At 62.2% G+C, this 18,337-nt stretch carries 15 protein-coding genes; 9 read left to right on the top strand and 6 right to left on the bottom strand.

The annotated features are described in order from the left end of the window. Positions 1-67 precede the first annotated feature (67 nt). The 3 genes from AC5Y3Z_RS05895 (at position 68) to AC5Y3Z_RS05885 (ending at position 6,259) form a co-directional block, all read left to right on the top strand. Positions 68-1,357 carry a condensation domain-containing protein gene (locus AC5Y3Z_RS05895; RefSeq protein ID WP_463825137.1) on the top strand — a complete coding sequence of 430 codons (1,290 nt, stop codon included), beginning with the start codon at positions 68-70 and terminating at the stop codon, positions 1,355-1,357. Between the two features lie 57 nt (positions 1,358-1,414). Next, entirely contained in the window at positions 1,415-2,686 is a 1,272-nt protein-coding gene (locus AC5Y3Z_RS05890; protein ID WP_463825136.1) for a glycosyltransferase, read from the top strand. 87 nt (positions 2,687-2,773) lie between these two features. Continuing rightward, a complete protein-coding gene (locus AC5Y3Z_RS05885) occupies positions 2,774-6,259 on the top strand; it encodes an MMPL/RND family transporter (protein WP_463825135.1) in 3,486 nt (1,161 codons plus the stop codon). Positions 6,260-6,265: 6 nt separating this feature from the next. Here AC5Y3Z_RS05885 and AC5Y3Z_RS05880 read toward each other — a convergent pair whose 3' ends face one another. The 4 genes from AC5Y3Z_RS05880 to AC5Y3Z_RS05865 form a co-directional block, all read right to left on the bottom strand. Next, positions 6,266-8,023: an AMP-binding protein gene (locus AC5Y3Z_RS05880; RefSeq protein ID WP_463825134.1), complete on the bottom strand. Its 1,758-nt coding sequence runs from the start codon at positions 8,021-8,023 to the stop codon at positions 6,266-6,268. Positions 8,024-8,076: 53 nt separating this feature from the next. Further along, positions 8,077-8,856 (bottom strand): glycosyltransferase family protein, encoded by a 780-nt coding sequence (locus AC5Y3Z_RS05875; RefSeq protein WP_473139631.1) that lies wholly within the window; start codon positions 8,854-8,856, stop codon positions 8,077-8,079. 75 nt (positions 8,857-8,931) lie between these two features. Further along, the gene (locus AC5Y3Z_RS05870) at positions 8,932-10,167 is read right to left on the bottom strand and encodes a glycosyltransferase (protein WP_473139630.1); all 1,236 of its coding nucleotides are present in this window, start codon (positions 10,165-10,167) and stop codon (positions 8,932-8,934) included. A 6-nt stretch (positions 10,168-10,173) separates the two neighbouring features. Then, a complete protein-coding gene (locus AC5Y3Z_RS05865; protein ID WP_473139629.1) occupies positions 10,174-10,836 on the bottom strand; it encodes a class I SAM-dependent methyltransferase in 663 nt (220 codons plus the stop codon). 195 nt (positions 10,837-11,031) lie between these two features. Here AC5Y3Z_RS05865 and AC5Y3Z_RS05860 point away from each other — a divergent pair, with 195 nt between their 5' ends. The 3 genes from AC5Y3Z_RS05860 to AC5Y3Z_RS05850 are packed head-to-tail and all read left to right on the top strand — an operon-like array spanning position 11,032 to position 13,507. Further along, on the top strand, positions 11,032-11,979 hold the full coding sequence (locus AC5Y3Z_RS05860; protein ID WP_473139628.1) for an ATP-binding cassette domain-containing protein: 948 nt from the start codon (positions 11,032-11,034) through the stop codon (positions 11,977-11,979). Next, positions 11,976-12,719 carry an ABC transporter permease gene (locus AC5Y3Z_RS05855; protein ID WP_463825129.1) on the top strand — a complete coding sequence of 248 codons (744 nt, stop codon included), beginning with the start codon at positions 11,976-11,978 and terminating at the stop codon, positions 12,717-12,719. The genes AC5Y3Z_RS05860 and AC5Y3Z_RS05855 overlap by 4 nt, the downstream gene beginning before the upstream one ends. After that, entirely contained in the window at positions 12,716-13,507 is a 792-nt protein-coding gene (locus AC5Y3Z_RS05850; RefSeq protein WP_463825128.1) for an ABC transporter permease, read from the top strand. Before AC5Y3Z_RS05855 ends, AC5Y3Z_RS05850 begins: the two co-directional genes overlap by 4 nt. A gap of 41 nt (positions 13,508-13,548) precedes the next feature. On the opposite strand, the gene AC5Y3Z_RS05845 is transcribed toward AC5Y3Z_RS05850, so the two are convergent. Continuing rightward, on the bottom strand, positions 13,549-14,307 hold the full coding sequence (locus tag AC5Y3Z_RS05845; RefSeq protein WP_473139627.1) for a phthiotriol/phenolphthiotriol dimycocerosates methyltransferase: 759 nt from the start codon (positions 14,305-14,307) through the stop codon (positions 13,549-13,551). Between the two features lie 71 nt (positions 14,308-14,378). After that, positions 14,379-15,218, bottom strand: a complete 840-nt coding sequence (locus AC5Y3Z_RS05840; RefSeq protein ID WP_473139626.1) for a glycosyltransferase family protein — start codon at positions 15,216-15,218, stop codon at positions 14,379-14,381. A gap of 164 nt (positions 15,219-15,382) precedes the next feature. Between AC5Y3Z_RS05840 and AC5Y3Z_RS05835 the strand changes: the two genes are divergently transcribed. The 3 genes from AC5Y3Z_RS05835 to AC5Y3Z_RS05825 all read left to right on the top strand — a co-directional run bounded on the left by AC5Y3Z_RS05835 (position 15,383) and on the right by AC5Y3Z_RS05825 (position 18,332). Beyond that, complete coding sequence (locus AC5Y3Z_RS05835) at positions 15,383-16,108, top strand: glycosyltransferase family 2 protein (RefSeq protein WP_473139674.1); 726 nt, start codon at positions 15,383-15,385, stop codon at positions 16,106-16,108. Positions 16,109-16,344: 236 nt separating this feature from the next. Continuing rightward, positions 16,345-17,367: a GDP-mannose 4,6-dehydratase gene (gene gmd, locus AC5Y3Z_RS05830; protein WP_473139625.1), complete on the top strand. Its 1,023-nt coding sequence runs from the start codon at positions 16,345-16,347 to the stop codon at positions 17,365-17,367. Beyond that, positions 17,364-18,332, top strand: a complete 969-nt coding sequence (locus AC5Y3Z_RS05825; protein ID WP_473139624.1) for a GDP-L-fucose synthase family protein — start codon at positions 17,364-17,366, stop codon at positions 18,330-18,332. Before gmd ends, AC5Y3Z_RS05825 begins: the two co-directional genes overlap by 4 nt. Positions 18,333-18,337 lie beyond the last annotated feature (5 nt).

Raw genomic sequence — 18,337 nt, 5'->3', positions numbered from 1 at the left:
GGAGCCGACTGCCGGGTGCCTCGCGAAGGCACAGCAAGCTCCAGCTACTCCTGTGCCTCCGAGCTGCATGCAGGCGGGTCACCTTCGCGGTTACGTCGAGTTCCGCGACAAGGGGCTCGACTACTCGCGCGCGATCATGGGCTCGTGGGAAGTGCCCGGCCGCTGCGACATTCGCGCCATGACGTACGTCATCAACACGCACCTGCGCCGCCACGGCACGTACCACAGCTGGTTCGAGTTCAAGGATCCGGACAACATCGTCCGCCACACCCTGAAGAACCCGCGTGACATCAACTTCGTCGCCAAGACGTACGGCACGATGACGCAGCCCGACTGGGAAGCCCACGTGATGGCCACCCCGGATCCGTTGCAGTGGGACTGCTTCCGGTACGGCATCATTCAATACGAAGACAAATTCGCGTTGTACGCGGTGGTGGACCACCTGCACTGCGATCCGATGCTGATCGCCGGGTTGTACGTGGAGATCGTGATGAACTACAACGCGCTGGTCGAGGGCCGGGCCCCGATGACCATGCCGCCGGCGGCGAGTTACGACGATTTCTGCATCCGCGAAGCCGAAACCATTGCGTCCATGACGCTGGAGTCGCCGGAGGTGCGGACCTGGGTCGAGTTCGCCGAAGCCAACGGTGGGACGCTGCCCGACTTCCCGCTGCCCTTGGGCGACCAGTCGATCGCGTGCGGCGGTGACGTCCGCGTGGAGCAGTTGCTGGCCGCCGACCAGACGGCGAAGTTCGAGGACATGTGCCGCCAGGCAGATGCCCGGTTCAGCGGCGGGCTGTTCGCGTGCGCCGCCCTGGCGTACTACGAAATGACCGGCGAGCTCACGTATTACGGGCTCACCCCCACCGACAAGCGCAAGACTCCGGCGGAGTACATGACGGTTGGCTGGTTCACCGGGATCGTGCCCTTCACCGTGCCGATCGACCCGAACTCTTTCGAGGAGACGGCGCGCGCCGCCCAGGCATCCTTCGACGCCAACATGAACGTCAAAGAGGTGCCCTTCGATCGCGTCCTGGAATTGGCCCCGTGGCTGCGCAAGCCCGGCCCGCAGTTCACGATGATGAGCTACATGGATGCCGGCCTGCCGCCGCTGTCCGGCATCGTCGCGACCGCGCTGGACGGGGTGAACGCAGCGGCATACACCGACGGACGCAGCCCGGCGTACAAGTACTCGACGGTGTTCCGCCTGTTCGACGAGGTCTCGATCATGGTGTCCTACCCCAACAACCCGATCGCGCGGGAATCGGTGACCCGCTTCACCGACCAGCTGAAGTCGGTGTTCCAGCGGGTGGTGGCCGGCACGTTGGCGAACACTCCCGTTCGGGTGGCGCAATAGAGTCGACACGGCTCACCTTCGCTACGCGAAGAGATTTAACGGAGTTGATTACCGGCAATGAAAGCTGTCCTCGCCGTCCATGGCACCCGCGGCGACGTTGAACCCTGCGCTGCGGTCGGTGCAGAGCTTCAGCGTCGGGGGCACGAAGTGCAGATGGCGGTGCCGCCGAATCTCGTTCGCTTCGTCGAGTCGGCGGGCCTGAAAGCCGTTGCCTATGGCCCGGATTCGCATGCGCAGTTAGAGGAAGAGATCTTCCGCAGCTTCTGGCGGGTCCGCAATCCGCTCGGTGTGCTACGTCCGGGCGCGGAGTACCTCACCCGGGGCTGGGCTGAGATGGGTGAAACCTTGGTGGCACTGGCCAAGGATGCCGACGTCATCGTCTCGGGCCAGACTTATCAGGGTGTTCCGGCGAACGTCTGCGAATACCTCGATATCCCGTTGGCCGCACTGCACTACTTTCCGCAGCGCGTACACGGACACATCCTTCCGTTGCTTCCGCCGCCGGCAATCCGCACCGTGATGCGAGGGGTCTATGGCCTGTACTGGTTGATGACCAAGGGGCCCGAGAACGAGCAGCGCCGCGCGCTGGGCATGCCGACCACCAAGGTGTCGTCCGCGAAGCGGATCGGCCGGCACGGATGGTTGGAGATCCAGGGCTACGACGACGTGTTCTTTCCCGGGCTCAAGGAAGAGTGGGGTGACCAGCGTCCGTTCGTCGGCGCGCTGACGCTGGAGTTGCCGACCTCCTCCGACGACGAAGTCCTGTCCTGGATCGCCGACGGCACCCCACCGATCTACTTCGGCTTCGGCAGTATGCGGGTGGAAACCCCCGAGAACACAGTCGCTTTGATCAGCGAAGTCTGTGCCGAATTGGGCACTCGCGCTCTGATTTGCGGCGGTGTCACCGATCTGGGTGACATCCCGGTTCCCGACAACGTCAAACTCGTCGCCGACGCCAACCACGCCGCCGTCTTTCCGAAGTGTCGCGCCGTTGTTCACCACGGTGGCCCCGGCACTCTCGCGGCCGGGATGAAAGCCGGCGTGCCCACCCTGGTGCTCTGGATCAGCGCCGAACAGCCCCTGTGGGCAGCCCAGGTGGTCAAGCTCAGGATCGGCAAAGCGCGACGATTCGCCGGCGTCACCAAACAATCACTGCTGAAAGATCTGCGCAAAATTCTCGAGCCCAAGTACGTCAATCGCGCTCGCGAGATGGCGAAACGCATGACCCCGACAGCGGTCAGCGTGCAGAAGGCCGCGGATCTGATCGAGGAGAAGGTTCGTCAATCTGGCTCGGCAGTACCAGTACGCGGGAGCGGAAAGCTCTCATGACCGCGACAGGTGTAACGCTAACGTCACGATTGACGGCGGCGCCTCGTTACCCCACCGAGACCGGAATGACCTTGTAGGTTTGTAGGGGTGTCGAGCGGTTCTAGTGAGGCTGCCAAGGTCGGGGGGATCTACGACCGCCTAGGTCAGTTCGTGGTGCGGTATCCGTGGCTCACCATCGGAGCATGGATCGCCGTGGCGGTGGTGCTCTTCCTTTCCTTCCCGCCGCTGCAGGTACAAGCGGGAAAACACCCGCCCAGTCCGTTCCCTGACGATGCCCCGACGATGGTCGTCGCCAGAGAGATGGCCAAGGCGTGGAGCACGACACCCGACGGCAAGCAAGAAGAGAAAAGCGATTCGACCGCCGCAGCGGCGACGCCCACTGCCCTGCTGATGGTCGTCTTGACCAACGAGAAGGGTCTGACCCCCGACGACGACGCCACCTACCGAAAACTCGTCACCAAACTCAACGAAGACACGCAGGACAAGATGTCCGTGCAGAACGCCCTCGACGACCCGGAGATGCGCAAGCTATTGGTCGCCAAGGACGGCAAAGCGTTCATCCTGCCGGTGAATGTTCCTGGGGACCAGAACGATCCGGCCACCCTGGCCACCTACAAGCGGGTAGCTGCGATTGTCAAACAAACCGTGGCCGGCACGACACTGCACGCCGACCTCAGCGGGCCGTTGGCCACCATCTCCGACATCACCGACATCGGTCAGGAAGATATTCACTTCATCGAGATCGCCACCGTCCTCAGTGTGCTGATCATCCTGATCGTGATCTATCGGAACATCGTGACGATGTTCATTCCGCTTGCGACGATCGGCATTTCGCTGGCCACCGCCCAGGGCGTGCTCTCTGGCGCAGCTGAACTCGGCCTGGACACCAATTTGCAGGTCATCGTCTTCATGACCGCGGTCATGATGGGCGCCGGAACGGACTACGCCGTCTTCCTCATCAGTCGGTATCACGACTATTTGAGGCACGGCGACGATTCCGACATCGCGGTCAAGAAGGCGTTGATGTCGATCGGCAAAGTGATCGCCGCGTCCGCCGCCACCGTCGCGGTCACCTTCCTGGCGATGGTGTTCACCAAACTCGAAGTGTTCTCCGCGATCGGTCCGGCAATTTCGATCTCGATCGTGGTGTCGCTGCTGGCGGCAGTGACGTTCCTGCCCGCAGTGCTGGTACTCGCGGGCAGGCGTGGCTGGATCAAGCCGCGCCGCGACCTCACCACCCAACTGTGGCGGCGCTCGGGAATCCGCATCGTGCGCAAGCCGCGCATCCATCTGGCCGCCAGTCTTGTCGTGCTCATTGCCCTCGCCGCCTGCATGGGAGCCGTGCGTTACAACTACGACGACCTCAAATCGTTGCCGGACGAGGTCGACAGCTCCAAGGGCTACGAGGCGATGAACAAGCACTACCCGATGAACGCGATGACTCCGATGATGTTGTTCATCCAGTCATCCCACGACTTGCGGACACCGTCGGCGCTGGCGGATCTGGAGCAGGTGGCCGGTCGGGTCAGTCAAGTCCCGGACATCACGATGGTGCGCGGCCTGACGCGGCCCAATGGGGAACCGCTGGAACAGATGAAGGTGTCGTGGCAGGCCGGTGAAGTCGGTGGCAAACTCGACGAAGCTTCCAACCAGATCGAGAATCACGGGGGTGACCTGGACCGGTTGGTCGGCGGCGCGAACCAATTGGCGGACGCTCTCTCCCAGCTTCGCGACCAAGTCACCGGCGCCGTCTCCAGCCTCAGCGGAACAGTCGCGGCACTGACCGCCATGGAGCAGATGCTGGGCGGCGACAAAGCCATCAGCGCGCTGGAGCAGGGCGCACGGTTCACCGGTCAGATGAAGAACCTCAGCGACAGCTTGAACGCCTCGACCACGAATGCGGAGAACGTGGCCGCTTGGGCCGGGCCGATGGTCCGAGCGCTCTATGCCAGCCCCGATTGCAATATCGATCCGGCGTGTGTGAATTCACGCGCCGGCCTGGCGGCAATGGTTTCCGCCGATGACAACGGAACATTGCTGTCCATCAAGGCGATGGCGCGCAATCTGCAAGCGGCGGAACAAGCTTCGACTATTGGTCAAACGCTGGCCAAGATTCAGCAGATGCTGACTCAAGCCTCCGACGCCCTCAAGACCATCAAGAACCTGCAGTCCACCATGAACCAGGCCCAAGCAGGTTCCAATGCCCTCGCAGACGGTAGCCGTGCCTTGGCCTTCGGAGTCAAGGAGCTGGTAGATCAGACCCGACGGATCGGGTCGGGTCTGAATGAAGCGTCCGGGTTCCTGCTGGAGATGAAGCACGACGCCAGCAAGCCGTCCATGGCGGGCTTCCACCTCCCCCCGCAGATCACGACCAGGGAGGAGTACAAGAAGGGCGCCCAGCTGTTCATCTCGCCTGACGGTCACGCGGCGCGATACTTCATTCAAAGCGGGCTCAGTCCGTTCAGCACTGCCGCGATGGACCAGATCACCGCGATCGAGAAGGCAGCGCGCGCAGCCACACCGAACACCGAGTTGTCGGACGCGAAAATCATGGTCGCGGGAGTTCCGACGGGACTTCGGGACACTCGCGACTATTACAACGCCGACATGAACTTCATCATCATCGCCACCATCGTCATCGTGTTCCTGATCTTGGTGCTTCTGCTGCGCGCTATTGTCGCACCGCTGTATCTGATTGCCTCAGTGCTGCTTTCGTATATGTCGGCGTTGGGCATCGGCGTTCTGGTATTCCAGTTCCTACTGGGTAAGGAACTGCACTGGAGTCTGCCCGGGCTCTCGTTCATCCTGCTCGTCGCCGTCGGTGCGGATTACAACATGTTGCTGATCTCGCGAATACGCGACGAGTCGCCGCACGGGGTGCGCTTCGGCGTCATCCGCACCGTGGGAACCACTGGTGGCGTGATCACCTCGGCAGGGCTGATCTTCGCGGCATCGATGTTCGGCCTGCTGTCCGCCAGCATCAGCACCATGCAGGAAGCCGGCTTCATCATCGGCATCGGCATTGTGATCGACACCTTCTTGGTGCGGACCATTACCGTACCGGCCTTGGCCGCCATGATCGGTCAGAAAAACTGGTGGCCGTCGAAATTGGACGGCTCCGGAAACGACGTGCTCAACGAGAAGCTGCAGCAGACGTGGAAGAAGATCTCCCCCCATCTGATCAGGCTTCATTTGATTCCGGACCCGGCCAAGCGGAGACCGCCGCCGAAAACACGGACCCGCGCCACCGCGCCCGCCAACCGGCGGAAGCGACCGGCGGGCGCCGCTACCAAGAACCGCCGGCCGGGCCACTTCGAACCCAGCCACTCGCTTCCGCTGTTCGACCTCACCGGGGTGCGCAAACAACTCACCGATGATCTGCAGTGGGGAGCTTCAGCCCCGGTCAATTCCAACGGCAAGAAGAAAAAGAAGCACGAGGACGAATTCCTCGGTCATTCACTGCCGCTGTTCGGCTACAGCGTCATCCCCCAACAACCGGTCGTCGCAGCGACGGTGGGCAATGGCGCCGGCAACGGCGAATCGAATGGCAGCGGAAGCGCGCCTCTGACGTAATGCCGGCTAGGCATCCAGGCGGGCGAATACGTCCTGTTGGTACAACTCGACGCATTGGGATCGCCGGATCTTGCCGCTTGTGGTGATCGGAATCGAGCCGGGCGACACCAGCACCAGGTCCGAGACCTTCAGTCCATGAGACTTCGAAATCGCTGAAGTTACCTCACGTTTGACGTCGTGCAGGCGGTCCACCGATTCCGCGCTGTCGTCGCGCTTCTTGAGTTCGATGATGGCAACCAGCTTCTCGATGCCCTTGTCGGGAACGGCTATCGCGGCGCAGCGGCCCGAGGTGATCTCCTGGATGGTCGCTTCGATGTCATCGGGAGAATGATTGCGGCCGTAGACGATCAGCAGATCCTTGATGCGGCCAATGATGAAAAGCTCACCGTCAGAGACGAACCCGGAGTCGCCGGTCCGCAGCCAGGGGCCTTCGCGCGTTTCCGGTGCCGGGTCAACGATCTTTGCCGCGAAAACACGTTGTGTCTCTTCAGGTTTCTGCCAGTATCCGGCTGCGACATTGTCGCCGGACGCCCAGATTTCACCGACGGTTCCCTCTGGGCATTCCCGACCGGTGTCGGCGTCCACAATGCGAACGTCCATGGATTGGGGTGAACCGTAGCTCACCAATGGTGTGCCCGACCCGATCTCACACCGGACCGCGGTACCCTCGGGCAACTTGTCGCTGTCGAAGTAGCCGATTTCTGGCGGATTTCCAGGTTCGCGGGTGGCGATGTACACGGTGGCTTCGGCCATCCCATAAGACGGACGGTGTGCCTCCGGCGGAAAATTGAACGGTGCGAATCGGTCCGTGAATCGCTTGAGCGTCGCCGGTTGCACCCGTTCGCTGCCATTGAGAATGCTGTGCAGTCCCCCGAGATCGAGTCCGGACAGGTCCTCGTTCCTCGTCTTGCGCACGGCTAGTTCGAAGGCAAAGTTGGGGCCTGCCGAGACGGTGCACTCAGGCTCGGCCATGAGCTGCAACCAACGCAGCGGCCGTTGCAGGAAGCCCACCGGGCTGGATAGCACCGTGGTGAAGCCACCCAGGATCGGCATGACGATCCCCAGCAGCAGTCCCATGTCGTGATACATGGGCAACCAGGACACAATCGTCAGGCCCGGGGGCGCGACACCGCCCCGAGCCTTGAAGAAGTCCCCGATGATCTGCTCATAGTTGGCGAAGACGTTTCGGTTGTTGACCATGACGCCGGCAGGCGTACGGGTCGATCCGGACGTGTATTGCAGGTAAAGAAAATCCGGTTGTTCATTCCGCGCGGACCGTGACCGTGGCCCCGAAGGTCTCCGCCGTGAATCCAAGTCCAGCCCGTCAACCTCGACAATCGCCGGTTTGGTAGCCGGTCCGTTTGCCTCCACCACCTCTCGGACGTTCTCCGCCACGGTTGAGGTCGTCAAGATGACGGCCGGCGAGGTGTCGGCCAGAACCGAAACGGTCCGCTCGTCGTGGGCACCGCCGTAAGGTACCGACAGCGGAACCGCGATCAGGTTTGCCTGCATCGCAGCCAAGAAACTGACGAGGTACTCGAGCCCCTGTGGCGCCAGGATGAGCGCCCGATCGCCCGTCGAACCGTAAGCCTTGAGATCTTCGGCCAGGTTCGACACTCGCCGGTACAACTGCGCCCACGTCAATGAGGTACGAACGCCGTCCCAGTCCTGCTCGTAATCCACATATGTGAACGCCGTGTCGTTGGGCTGCAGACTGGCGCGCTCACGCAGCACGCCGGGAAGGGAGGACTCAACCACGGACATCACGTTACCTTCGACCCGTTGGTTTCCGTTCAGGAACCGTCAAGGTATCCAGATCAGTCGGCCGCCTGGCCAGTGGGGTTAATCAGCGGGATTGGCCTATGCCATTTGCGATCGTGAGCCAGGCCGATCTGGCGCATGATATTAAGCGCAGCGCCCGAGCCGTGCAGCCGCCGCAACCCTTGCAGCATCGCGATATTTGCCCACAACTCATACCGCCACGCGCCGTAGTGCGCGTTTGCGGTCTTGCGTCCAAAGTGGTTGATATAGGCCATTTCCGTGGTGTACACCCCGAATCCGGCCCGGCGTGCCCGGAACGCGAGGTCGAGGTCGGGCCCCCACCCGTACTGCTTGAAGTCCACCAGGTTCATACCGCCGGTTTCCTCCCAGCATTCGCGGGAGACCACCAGGGCGGTTCCCTCCACGGAGGGCACTACGCGATATTGCGGCCGCGGCCGGTAATCCGCGGCGTGGGGCTTCTGCTCGTCCATCGCGTACGGGTACCCGTGGTCGAACATCGGGCCGACGATCCCGGCGTCGTCGGGCAGCCTCGGATCGAGCAAGCCGGCGACGAAGCCTTTCGAGATCCGGGTGTCGTTATTGAGGGTCATCGCATGGGAGTAACCCTCTGAGAAGGCAATTCGAAAGCCGTATTCACTACCGCCCGTCCAGCCGAGATTCTCCCCGGGTGTGTCTACGCGTTCGTTGCCGATCCGGGGGTAATCGCCTCGATTGTCGACGATCAAGTAGTCGGCGCCTTCGCGTTCCAGATCGCCTACCAAGGCGTGCGTGTACTCGTGTTGCCCAAAGACCGGGACGGTGATCAGAACCGACACGCCAGCAACCGTACATTGACGGTAACCACTCCGGGCCGGCATAGCAGACCGAGCGGAACGGATGCGGGACTCATATCAGCGGAATCGTTTACCACGACCGGCCTGCTCGAGCAGGTCGGCCGCAGTCACGACGCTGGTAGTGGCTGTCGTCAGCTCTGCGGCAACGTCGCGGGCTCGGCCAACCGGCTGCGCGCTCAGGACCCGCCGCAGATCTTTCGTCAGAGTTTTCGCGGTCGTGCGTGAAAAGCGGCGAGCTTTACCAACTTTGAGCCGCCGCACCACCGTCGCCCATATCGGTTGGTCAGAAGCAACCCACAGGATCAGGGTCGGCACTCCGGCGCGCAGTCCCGCAGCGGTAGTGCCGGCGCCGCCGTGATGGACTACTGCCCGGCATTTGGGGAAAACGACGCTATGGCTCACACCGCGTACGACCTTGACCCGATCCGAATTGGGCAGGTCGGTGTAATCGGTTGCGCCAGAACAGATTAGAGCGCGCTGGTGGAGTTCCGCGCAGGCCGTGGTGATCATGCGCACCATGTCGGCCGGCGATTCCACTGGCATGCTGCCGAATCCGAAGTAGATCGGTGGGGTGCCCGAGGCAATCCACGCCAGCGTCTCGTCGTCCGAGTCCGTTGGCAACTCTGCGGTAAGTGCCCCGACAAACGGGCGCTGTGCAGTCCATTCCTCACTCAGGCCGGGAAAACACAGCGCGTCGTAAGCCTGTATCTCCAGCGATCCGCGCTGCGCCATCCGCCGTGATGCTGGCGCGGTGGTGTGCGGTAGGCCGAGGTCGCGCCGTTGCGCATCCTCTGGGCGTTTGATCAAGCGCCACTGCGCCCAATCGGTCACCCGCATCGCAGATCTGAGCAACGGCGCCGGCACCACAGAGATCAGGTGGCCATTGGGCCGCATCGGGACGTGATGCCATGCAGCAACCGGAATGTCGTAATACTCAGCGACGTTGGCGGCGGATTCCTGATAAGAGACACCGGTGAAGATCAGGTCGGCCCCGGCGGCCAGCGATTTCAATGTCTCACTCACATCGGCCCACCGCTGGTGGATGTGTTCCATCGCATCGCGAACGGGTTTGATGGGGTCTTTGACAGACCACGGGGTGACGAAAACATCCGGTATGTCCCCAGTGGGCGGACCCATGGGAACCGCCGCCAGCCCCATTTTCTGAACGAAGCCGACTTGATCAGGCGGAGTGGCCATCACGACGTCATGCCCTCGACGCAGCAGCTCAAGACCCACCGCTGCGCAGGGCTCGACGTCGCCCCGCGTCCCGCAGCTGGCAAGGACGAATCTCATCGTCCTTCAGTCATTCGCAAGTTTGTAGACCAGCATGACGTGCGGAACCCGGTACAGCACGTCGAACCAGTCCAGCGGCAGCGGCGTTTCGGAGACTTCGAGGGCGTTTTTTTCGATCCACTCGAGCGCTGTGCGGTAGTCGCCGGCAGCTTCTAGTCGGTAAGCCACTCTGAACAAGCCGATATGGCCTTTGGTCAGCAGTTTTTCCACCCTCGTCTCGGGCAGATCCTCAAACGCGATGATGCTGCGTCGTGCCACTCGCCGGCATTCCTTGATCAACGCCATCGGGTCGTTTGCGTGGTGCAGCACGAAACTGAGCACAACGTGGTCAAACGCATTGTCCTCGAAAGGTATTGATCTGCCGTCGAACACACTGAAGTCGATCGGGATCGTCGTCGCGTCGTGGACGTCGATGCCGGATGCGGTCGCCCCGTGCATCTCTGCGAGGTATTTGCACAGGTGCCCCGTCTCGCATCCGACGTCCAGGACCGTGTCGCCCCGGTTGATGTGGTCACCCAGCGTCCGGGCCTGGCTTTCCAGCCGCTTTCCCAGCACCCGAGGGGACCACGGCATGAGTGTGGCCTGCGCTCGCCGCCCGGCGCGTCGCAATCTGGCGCGGCGGTCCGGCCGCGGACCATCCTCGGTGAAAGAGCGTTGCAGCGCGGTCATGTCGTTCCATTCGCTGGGCAGTGAAGGTCGTAGAGTATCAGTCCAGCCGCTGGTGGCAGGGCGATTTCAGGCACTAGCGTGCAACTTTTCCCCGCCCCGCTGGCCAGCGATACCGCCGACCTGCGGGACGGCCGGAATTTTGACGATTGTGGCGATAATCCAGCGTGGGACTACCGGTCATGAAATACTCGGCCGGTGGGCCAACTTGCGGTCGAGGTCGATGGCCTCACAAAGACATTCGGAGGTAACGCCTACGCGCTGCGTGGGGTGGATTTCTCCGTTCCCGCGGGGTCGGTGTGCGCGATCCTGGGCCATAACGGCGCCGGCAAGACAACTACCCTGAACATCCTGTGCACGCTGCTCCGTCCCTCATCGGGCCGCGCAATGGTCGCCGGGTACGACGTCACCCGGCAGGCGGCCAAGGTGCGCTCGGAGATCGGTATCACCGGGCAGTTCACCGCGGTGGACCCGATGTTGACCGCCCGGGAGAACCTGGTTCTGTTCGGCAGGATGCGGGGACTCGGCCGTAAGCAAGCCAAAGCCCGCGCTGACGAGCTGATCGGTCAATTCGACCTCGTCGCGGCCGCCGACCGGCGGGTATCGACCTTCTCCGGCGGCATGTGGCGACGTGTCGACTTGGCCAGTGCGTTGGTGGTCACACCCAAAGTGCTGTTCCTCGACGAGCCCACCACGGGCCTTGACCCCCGTAGCAGGCGCGACGTGTGGAGCATCGTCAGTTCGCTGGCCGAGCAGGATGTCACGGTGCTGCTCACCACGCAGTACCTCGAAGAGGCCGACGTGTTGAGCGATTCCATCGTGGTTTTCGACCACGGACAGGTAATCGCCAATGGGACCGCCGCGGAACTCAAGCGCCAGGTGGGCATGAGCTACTGCGAGGTGACGCCCGCCAACCCCTCTGATCTGCCCCAGGTTGCTGAGGCGCTGGCCGGGCTCGACGGCATCGACCTCGATGCCGATAACAACTCGGTGTCAGTGCTTGCCCGCGATGGCGTGGCCACTCTGGGCGAGGTATTTCGCCGGCTCGACTCGATCGGAATCGAGATCGCCGACATCTCGCTACGCAAGCCTTCGCTCGATGAAGCATTCCTGCACCTGACCAATCAGACCGTCCCGCAATCATGACAGCGCTGGTTGCCCTCACCGAGCGATCTCTGCGCACTACGCTGCGCGATGCCGGAATCATCTTCGAGATATTCGTGCCCATCATCAGCCTGGTCGGGCTGACGATGGCCACCCACGGCCTCATCGATACCGGGCGTCTGACCTACCCGCAGTACGTGTTACCCGCAGTGGTGGTTCAGTCGATGATCATGGCCGCAGCGCTCACCGCAGACCGTGCGGGCCGCGATCGCTGGTTCGGGCTGGGCACACGGTTGCGGACTATGCCGATCACCGCCATGGCACCGGTTGGCGCGCGCATCACAGCCACGCTGGTGCGGGCGTCGATAGCCCTCACCGCGACCATGATCGCCGGATATGCATTCGGCTTCCGGATGGCCGGCGGACCGGTCTATGGACTGGCTTTCATCCTGCTCGCCCTGGTCCTTTGCCTGGCCGTGTCGTTGGGCGCTGACGCCTTGGGGTCCAGCGGGGGCAGCATCGAAACAACGAGTCAACTGCTGCTGATCCCCCAGTTGATGCTGATTCTGCTGTCTACTGGAGTGGCACCGGAGAAGACTTTCCCCGAGTGGGTGCGGCCGTTCGTGCGCAACCAGCCGGTGTCCCAGACCGCGGAAACGCTGCGCGGGTTGGCGAGCGGACAAGTACCTGTCGACCATGCGAAGGCGGCCTTGGGATGGTGTTTGGGCATGTTCTTGATTTTCGGCGCAATCACCCTGCGGATGCAGAGGCGTGGACGATGAGCTCGCAGGTCGGCTCGTTGAATGCTCTGTTGAGTCAGAGCTGGCTGCACGCCGGTCGGATCATGATCCGGTGGCGTCGCGAACCAGCGGCGGTGCTGGCGACGGTGATTCTGCCGATCTGCCTGCTAGTGGTCTACAAGGCCGTGCTCGGTGAGCAGATCCATAAAGTCACCGGCGTCGACAGCATCTACGGCCTGGTCCCGATGTGCGCGGTTCTGGCCGGGATGTTCGGTGCGTTGGGTGGCGCCGTCGGCATCCCGATGGAGCGGTCGTCGGGGTTGCTCAGCCGCATGTGGGTGCTGCCGGTGCACCGGGCCAGCGCGATCGGCGGACGGTTGATCGCCGAAGCGGCACGCGCACTGATGGGCACGATCCTGATCACTGCCGTCGGAACGGCGATGGGGCTGCGCTTTGCGCACGGTTGGCACACCGCGCTGGCGTACATCGTCATTCCGCCGCTCGTGGTGGTCGGCTTCACCGCTCTGGTGCTGACCCTGGCGGTGCGCAGCAACGGACGCGCCATCGTGACGTACCTGGCCGCTGCGATCACCTCGCTGGTGTTCATCAGCTCAGGGACCACCCCTGTCGCGCTGTTTCCACACTGGATCCAGCCGGTGGTTCGGGTGCAGCCCATGTCACCGCCGATCGAAGTCATGCGCGCTCTGGCCCACGAAGGCCCCGTCCTGCTGCCCTTGGCGCTGACGCTCGGCTGGGCGATCGCGTTGATCGGGCTCTTTATTCCGCTTGCGGTGCGCGGTTACCGGGTTGCCGCTGAGTGCAGCGCGTGAGTTAGGGCCTCGCCGCCAAGACCCTCGTTCAGTCTTTGAGTTCAGTCTTTGACGAAGCAGTAAATGCGGTAGGAGAACACCCCTGCCTGTGCCCAGTCGTAGAGGCTTCCCCCGGGGATGCCGGCCTGGTCGCGCGCGTAGCGCTGTAGGAACCCCGGCAGACGGCGACTGATCACCGCTTCGATGCGCGGAGAACGTTCCTTCATCCCCCGCTTGACTTCCTCGTCAATCACCCTCTTGGAGACGAGCCGCAGCGGGATGTCGGCCAGCACCGCCTCCCACTCATCCACCAGGTGAGACACGCGGAAATCCGTGTAGAGAAGGTGCCCTCCCGGACGCAGTACGCGGGTCACCTCGTTGAAAAAGCGCGGCAGGTGCGGATAGTGATGAGAGGCCTCGACATTGATTACGGCGTCGAAAGATTCGTCGTCGAAGGGCAGATTCTCGGCGTCACCGTGTACGAAGTCGAGTCCAGGCAGTTGATGACGCTTGCGGCAGAACGCGATACCAGCCGAGTTGAGGTCCAGGCCGGTGTACGCGGCCGGTGTGAAAGTCCTGGTGATGTACGAGGCGCCGCCACCGTGGCCGCAACTGACTTCCAACACCCGCTTTCCGGTGAGGTCCACTTGGATCGCGGTCTGGTGGTAGAGCTGGATGCAGTACCGGTCGGGTTCGTCGGTGTCCGACAAAGGAATTCCCAACGGAGGGTCTTCTTCGTAGGCGAAGTTGATGAACAGCATCTCGTCACGACCCATCAGGCGGGTCCCTATCGGATAGCCGTATTTCGCTACGGCTTTCATGACGAACGGGCTGGATCTCACTCGCGCGCGAAGACTCACTGGGTGAGTATGTCAAAGCTTCGAGGGCGCGGTTACCGCTTCCCTGAATTGCTTCTGCGACGGTCGACGAAGGCACCCGCCTCACCGGCCATTGCCGCTGTCAGCAAGGCCCTGGCGCGCCATCCGGACGGGCCCGGGCCGCCGCCCATCAGCGCACCGTCGAACTTGTCGCGCCACTTGCGACCATGCACGCGGCCCAATCCGCGCACCAGCGCGTAATTGGCGTTCCACTCGTATCGCCAGCTGCCGAAATTAGCCTTGGCTGTTTTGCCACCGAAGTGGTTGATGTAGGCCATTTCGGTGACGTACACGCCGTATCCGGCGTTACGGGCACGCAGAGCCAGATCCAGGTCGATCCCCCACCCGTAGCGACCAAAACTGTGTAAATCCATGCCGCCCAGCGCATCCCAGCACTCGCGGGACATCATCAACGCCGTACCCTCCACCGCGGGAACGGCGCGATATCGCGGTCGCGGGACGTAATCCGCGGCGGCCGGCTGTAGCTCCGGTATTGCGCAGGGAAAGCCTTGGTCGATCATCGGGCCGACAATCCCCGCATCCTTCGGCAGGCTTGGATCGAGCAGGCCGGCCGCGAACCCTTTCGACAAGCGCGTGTCATTGTTAAGCGTCATCGCATGGGTGTAGCCCTCGTCGAACGCGGTGCGGAAGCCCACGTCGCTGCCCTTGGCCCAACCAAGATTCTCACCGGGTGTGACGACCCGTTCGCTGCCGATCTTCGGATAGTCGCCGCGATTGTCGATGATGAGGTAGTCGGCACCCTCGCGCTCGAGATCGGCGATGAGAGCGTGCGTGTACTCGTGCTGGCCGTAGACCGGCACGGCGATCAGTAACGACACGACGTAACCGTACATCGGCTGAGGTCCGCCCGAGGGCGGTTCCGCCCATGGTCGGCTCCGACAGTTCTTCTGCATCGGGGCAAACATGCGGTTCGTCGCGTCTGCTCAGTCAAAATCCGAGCCGCAATCGCCGCCTCAGATCCGTGGGCCGCTGCTAGCATCGCGCCGTGGCCGAGCCCATGTTTTCCATCATCGTTCCTACCTTCAACGTGGCGTCGACTTTGCATGCCTGCCTTGAGAGCGTCGCCCGCCAAACCTGTAGCGACTACGAACTACTCGTGATGGACGGGGACTCGTCCGATGACACCGTCGGGGTTGCCGAAGGTTTCCGGCCCCAATTGTCGCAGCGTCTGGTGATTCAGAGCGACCCCGACGATGGCGTCTACGATGCGATGAACCGCGGCGTCGAAAAATCCACCGGATCATGGGTGTTCTTCTTGGGCGGCGACGACACCTTGCACGACGAGCAGACACTGGCCAAAGTCGCTGCGTACATTGGCCAGCACGAGACCAGCGACCTGGTGTACGGCGACGTGCTGATGCGATCCACCTCCTCCCGCTATGCCGGGCCCTTCGACCTCGACCGCCTACTCTTCGAGAAGAACATCTGCCATCAGTCGATGTTCTACCGACGCCGGCTCTTTGCCGGGATCGGCCCCTACAACCTGCGCTACAAGCTCTGGGCGGACTGGGATTTCAACATCCGTTGCTTCTCGAATCCTGCGTTAGACATCCAATACATGGATATCGTCGTCGCGGACTTCAACGACGTTTCCGGGCTCAGCAACGGCCGGGATCGAGAGATGGAAAAACGATTGCCGTTATACGTCAAGGCGTCGGCTTTGGAATTGCTCGACCGGAGGATCGCACGCCTCAGACGACCCAAACTGAGAAGTGTGCGGTGAAGAGCCGAACAGACCAGTGAGTTTGCCTCGGACTTGATCCGCAGGAAGATAACCCCTGCGCACAGCGCAAATTCGCCAGATCGTCCTGCTGCGCGGCCGAACGACGCACCAGTGGCACGAGGTGGCAATCGTGACCGGCAGCTCGGTGTCACCAACTAGGATGAGTCAGCGCCGGTAACGCGCCGGCTACAGCAACAATGGGTGCGGGACGCCGCCATCAAACGTTGAGGAATCCGATGAAACGAGCCCTGATCACCGGAATCACGGGACAGGATGGTTCATATCTCGCCGAACTGTTGCTCAGCAAAGGCTATGAGGTGCACGGGCTCATCCGCAGGGCTTCGACGTTCAACACATCGCGGATCGACCATCTGTATGTCGACCCCCATGAATCGGGTGCACGATTGTTCCTGCACTACGGTGACCTGATTGATGGGACCCGCCTGGTGACCCTGCTGAGCACGATCGAACCCGACGAGGTCTACAACCTTGCGGCGCAGTCCCATGTGCGGGTCAGCTTCGACGAGCCGGTGCACACTGGCGATACCACCGGCACCGGATCCATGCGTTTGCTGGAAGCGGTGCGACTCTCGAGGGTGCAGTGCCGGTTCTATCAAGCTTCTTCATCGGAGATGTTCGGCGCGTCGCCACCCCCGCAGAACGAGCTGACACCGTTTTATCCACGCTCCCCCTACGGCGCGGCAAAGGTCTACTCCTACTGGGTGACACGGAATTACCGCGAGGCCTACGGGTTGTTTGCGGTCAACGGCATCTTGTTCAATCACGAATCACCGCGTCGTGGCGAAACATTCGTCACTCGTAAAATCACGCGAGCGGTAGCACGCATCAAAGCCGGCATAGAGTCTGAGGTCTACATGGGCAACCTCGATGCCGTTCGTGACTGGGGCTACGCACCTGAGTATGTCGAAGGAATGTGGCGAATGCTCCAGGCGTCAGAGCCGGATGACTATGTATTGGCCACTGGTCGGGGGTACACGGTACAGGAATTTGCCCAGACAGCCTTCGCGCATGCCGGTCTGGACTGGCAGGACCATGTCAAGTTCGACGAGCGATATTTGAGGCCGACCGAAGTCGACTCGCTGATCGGTGATGCTTCCAAGGCAGCCGACGCTCTCGGGTGGCGGGCTTCGGTCCATACCGGCGAGCTGGCACGAATCATGGTGGACGCCGACATCGCTGCGCTCGAGTATGAAGGCAAACCGTGGATCGACAAACCAGTGCTCTCTGGTCGGACATGAGCGCAAACACCGCTGTCGGCGTGCTTGACCGTGCCGTCCCGGTTTATATCGCAGGTCACCGCGGGCTGGTCGGATCGGCCTTGGTGCGGAAGTTCACCGATGAAGGCTTCACCAACTTGATCCTTCGCTCACGCGGCGACGTCGATTTGACCGATCGAGCCGCAACATTTGACTTCATTCAGGAAGCCAAACCCCACGTCGTCATCGATGCCGCAGCCAGGGTCGGCGGCATCATGGCTAACAGCACGTACCCCGCCGATTTTCTTTCCGAGAACTTGCAGATTCAGGTCAATCTTCTCGATGCTGCCGTCGCCGCGCAGGTACCGCGCTTGTTGTTCCTCGGATCTTCCTGCATATACCCGAAGTTCAGCCCGCAGCCCATCCCAGAAAGCGCCCTTCTCACCGGACCCCTAGAACCGACAAACGACGCGTACGCGATAGCGAAAATCGCCGGCATCATCCAGGTCCAGGCGGTACGGCGACAACACGGTCTGCCGTGGATTTCGGCGATGCCGACCAACCTCTACGGGCCTGGCGATAATTTTTCGCCATCAGGCTCCCATCTGCTGCCGGCTCTGATCCGCAGATATGAAGACGCGAAAGCGAGCGGTGCACCAGAAGTGACCAATTGGGGTACCGGAACTCCCCGTCGTGAATTGCTGCATGTCGATGACCTGGCAAGTGCGTGTCTGTTCCTGCTTGAGAACTTCGATGGGCCTGAGCAGGTCAATGTCGGCACCGGCGTCGACCACACGATCAGTGAGATCGCCACCCTGGTGGCCGCAGCGGTAGGCTATACCGGCGAAACCCGTTGGGATACAACCAAACCCGACGGCACACCGCGCAAGGTCCTAGATGTCTCAGTGCTCCGGGAGGCCGGTTGGCAACCCGAGATCACCCTTCGCACGGGTGTCGAGGCCACCGTGGCCTGGTATTTAGAGCACGCAAGTACAGTGCGACAGTAAACGAC

Source organism: Mycobacterium sp. NGS61, from assembly GCF_059812325.1.
The sequence above is the reverse complement of the archived record's forward strand: the minus strand, read 5'-3'. Positions and strand labels throughout refer to the sequence as shown.

Bases quoted from the DNA above. Each gene is read 5' to 3' on its own strand.
- AC5Y3Z_RS05845 (WP_473139627.1), bottom strand. From the start codon at position 14,307: ATGAAAGCCGTAGCGAAATACGGCTATCCGATAGGGACCCGCCTGATG.
- AC5Y3Z_RS05825 (WP_473139624.1), top strand. From the start codon at position 17,364: ATGAGCGCAAACACCGCTGTCGGCGTGCTTGACCGTGCCGTCCCGGTT.
- AC5Y3Z_RS05840 (WP_473139626.1), bottom strand. From the start codon at position 15,218: ATGTACGGTTACGTCGTGTCGTTACTGATCGCCGTGCCGGTCTACGGC.
- AC5Y3Z_RS05855 (WP_463825129.1), top strand. From the start codon at position 11,976: ATGACAGCGCTGGTTGCCCTCACCGAGCGATCTCTGCGCACTACGCTG.
- AC5Y3Z_RS05865 (WP_473139629.1), bottom strand. From the start codon at position 10,836: ATGACCGCGCTGCAACGCTCTTTCACCGAGGATGGTCCGCGGCCGGAC.
- AC5Y3Z_RS05880 (WP_463825134.1), bottom strand. From the start codon at position 8,023: ATGTCCGTGGTTGAGTCCTCCCTTCCCGGCGTGCTGCGTGAGCGCGCC.
- AC5Y3Z_RS05870 (WP_473139630.1), bottom strand. From the start codon at position 10,167: ATGAGATTCGTCCTTGCCAGCTGCGGGACGCGGGGCGACGTCGAGCCC.
- AC5Y3Z_RS05835 (WP_473139674.1), top strand. From the start codon at position 15,383: ATGTTTTCCATCATCGTTCCTACCTTCAACGTGGCGTCGACTTTGCAT.
- gmd (WP_473139625.1), top strand. From the start codon at position 16,345: ATGAAACGAGCCCTGATCACCGGAATCACGGGACAGGATGGTTCATAT.
- AC5Y3Z_RS05890 (WP_463825136.1), top strand. From the start codon at position 1,415: ATGAAAGCTGTCCTCGCCGTCCATGGCACCCGCGGCGACGTTGAACCC.
- AC5Y3Z_RS05895 (WP_463825137.1), top strand. From the start codon at position 68: ATGCAGGCGGGTCACCTTCGCGGTTACGTCGAGTTCCGCGACAAGGGG.
- AC5Y3Z_RS05850 (WP_463825128.1), top strand. From the start codon at position 12,716: ATGAGCTCGCAGGTCGGCTCGTTGAATGCTCTGTTGAGTCAGAGCTGG.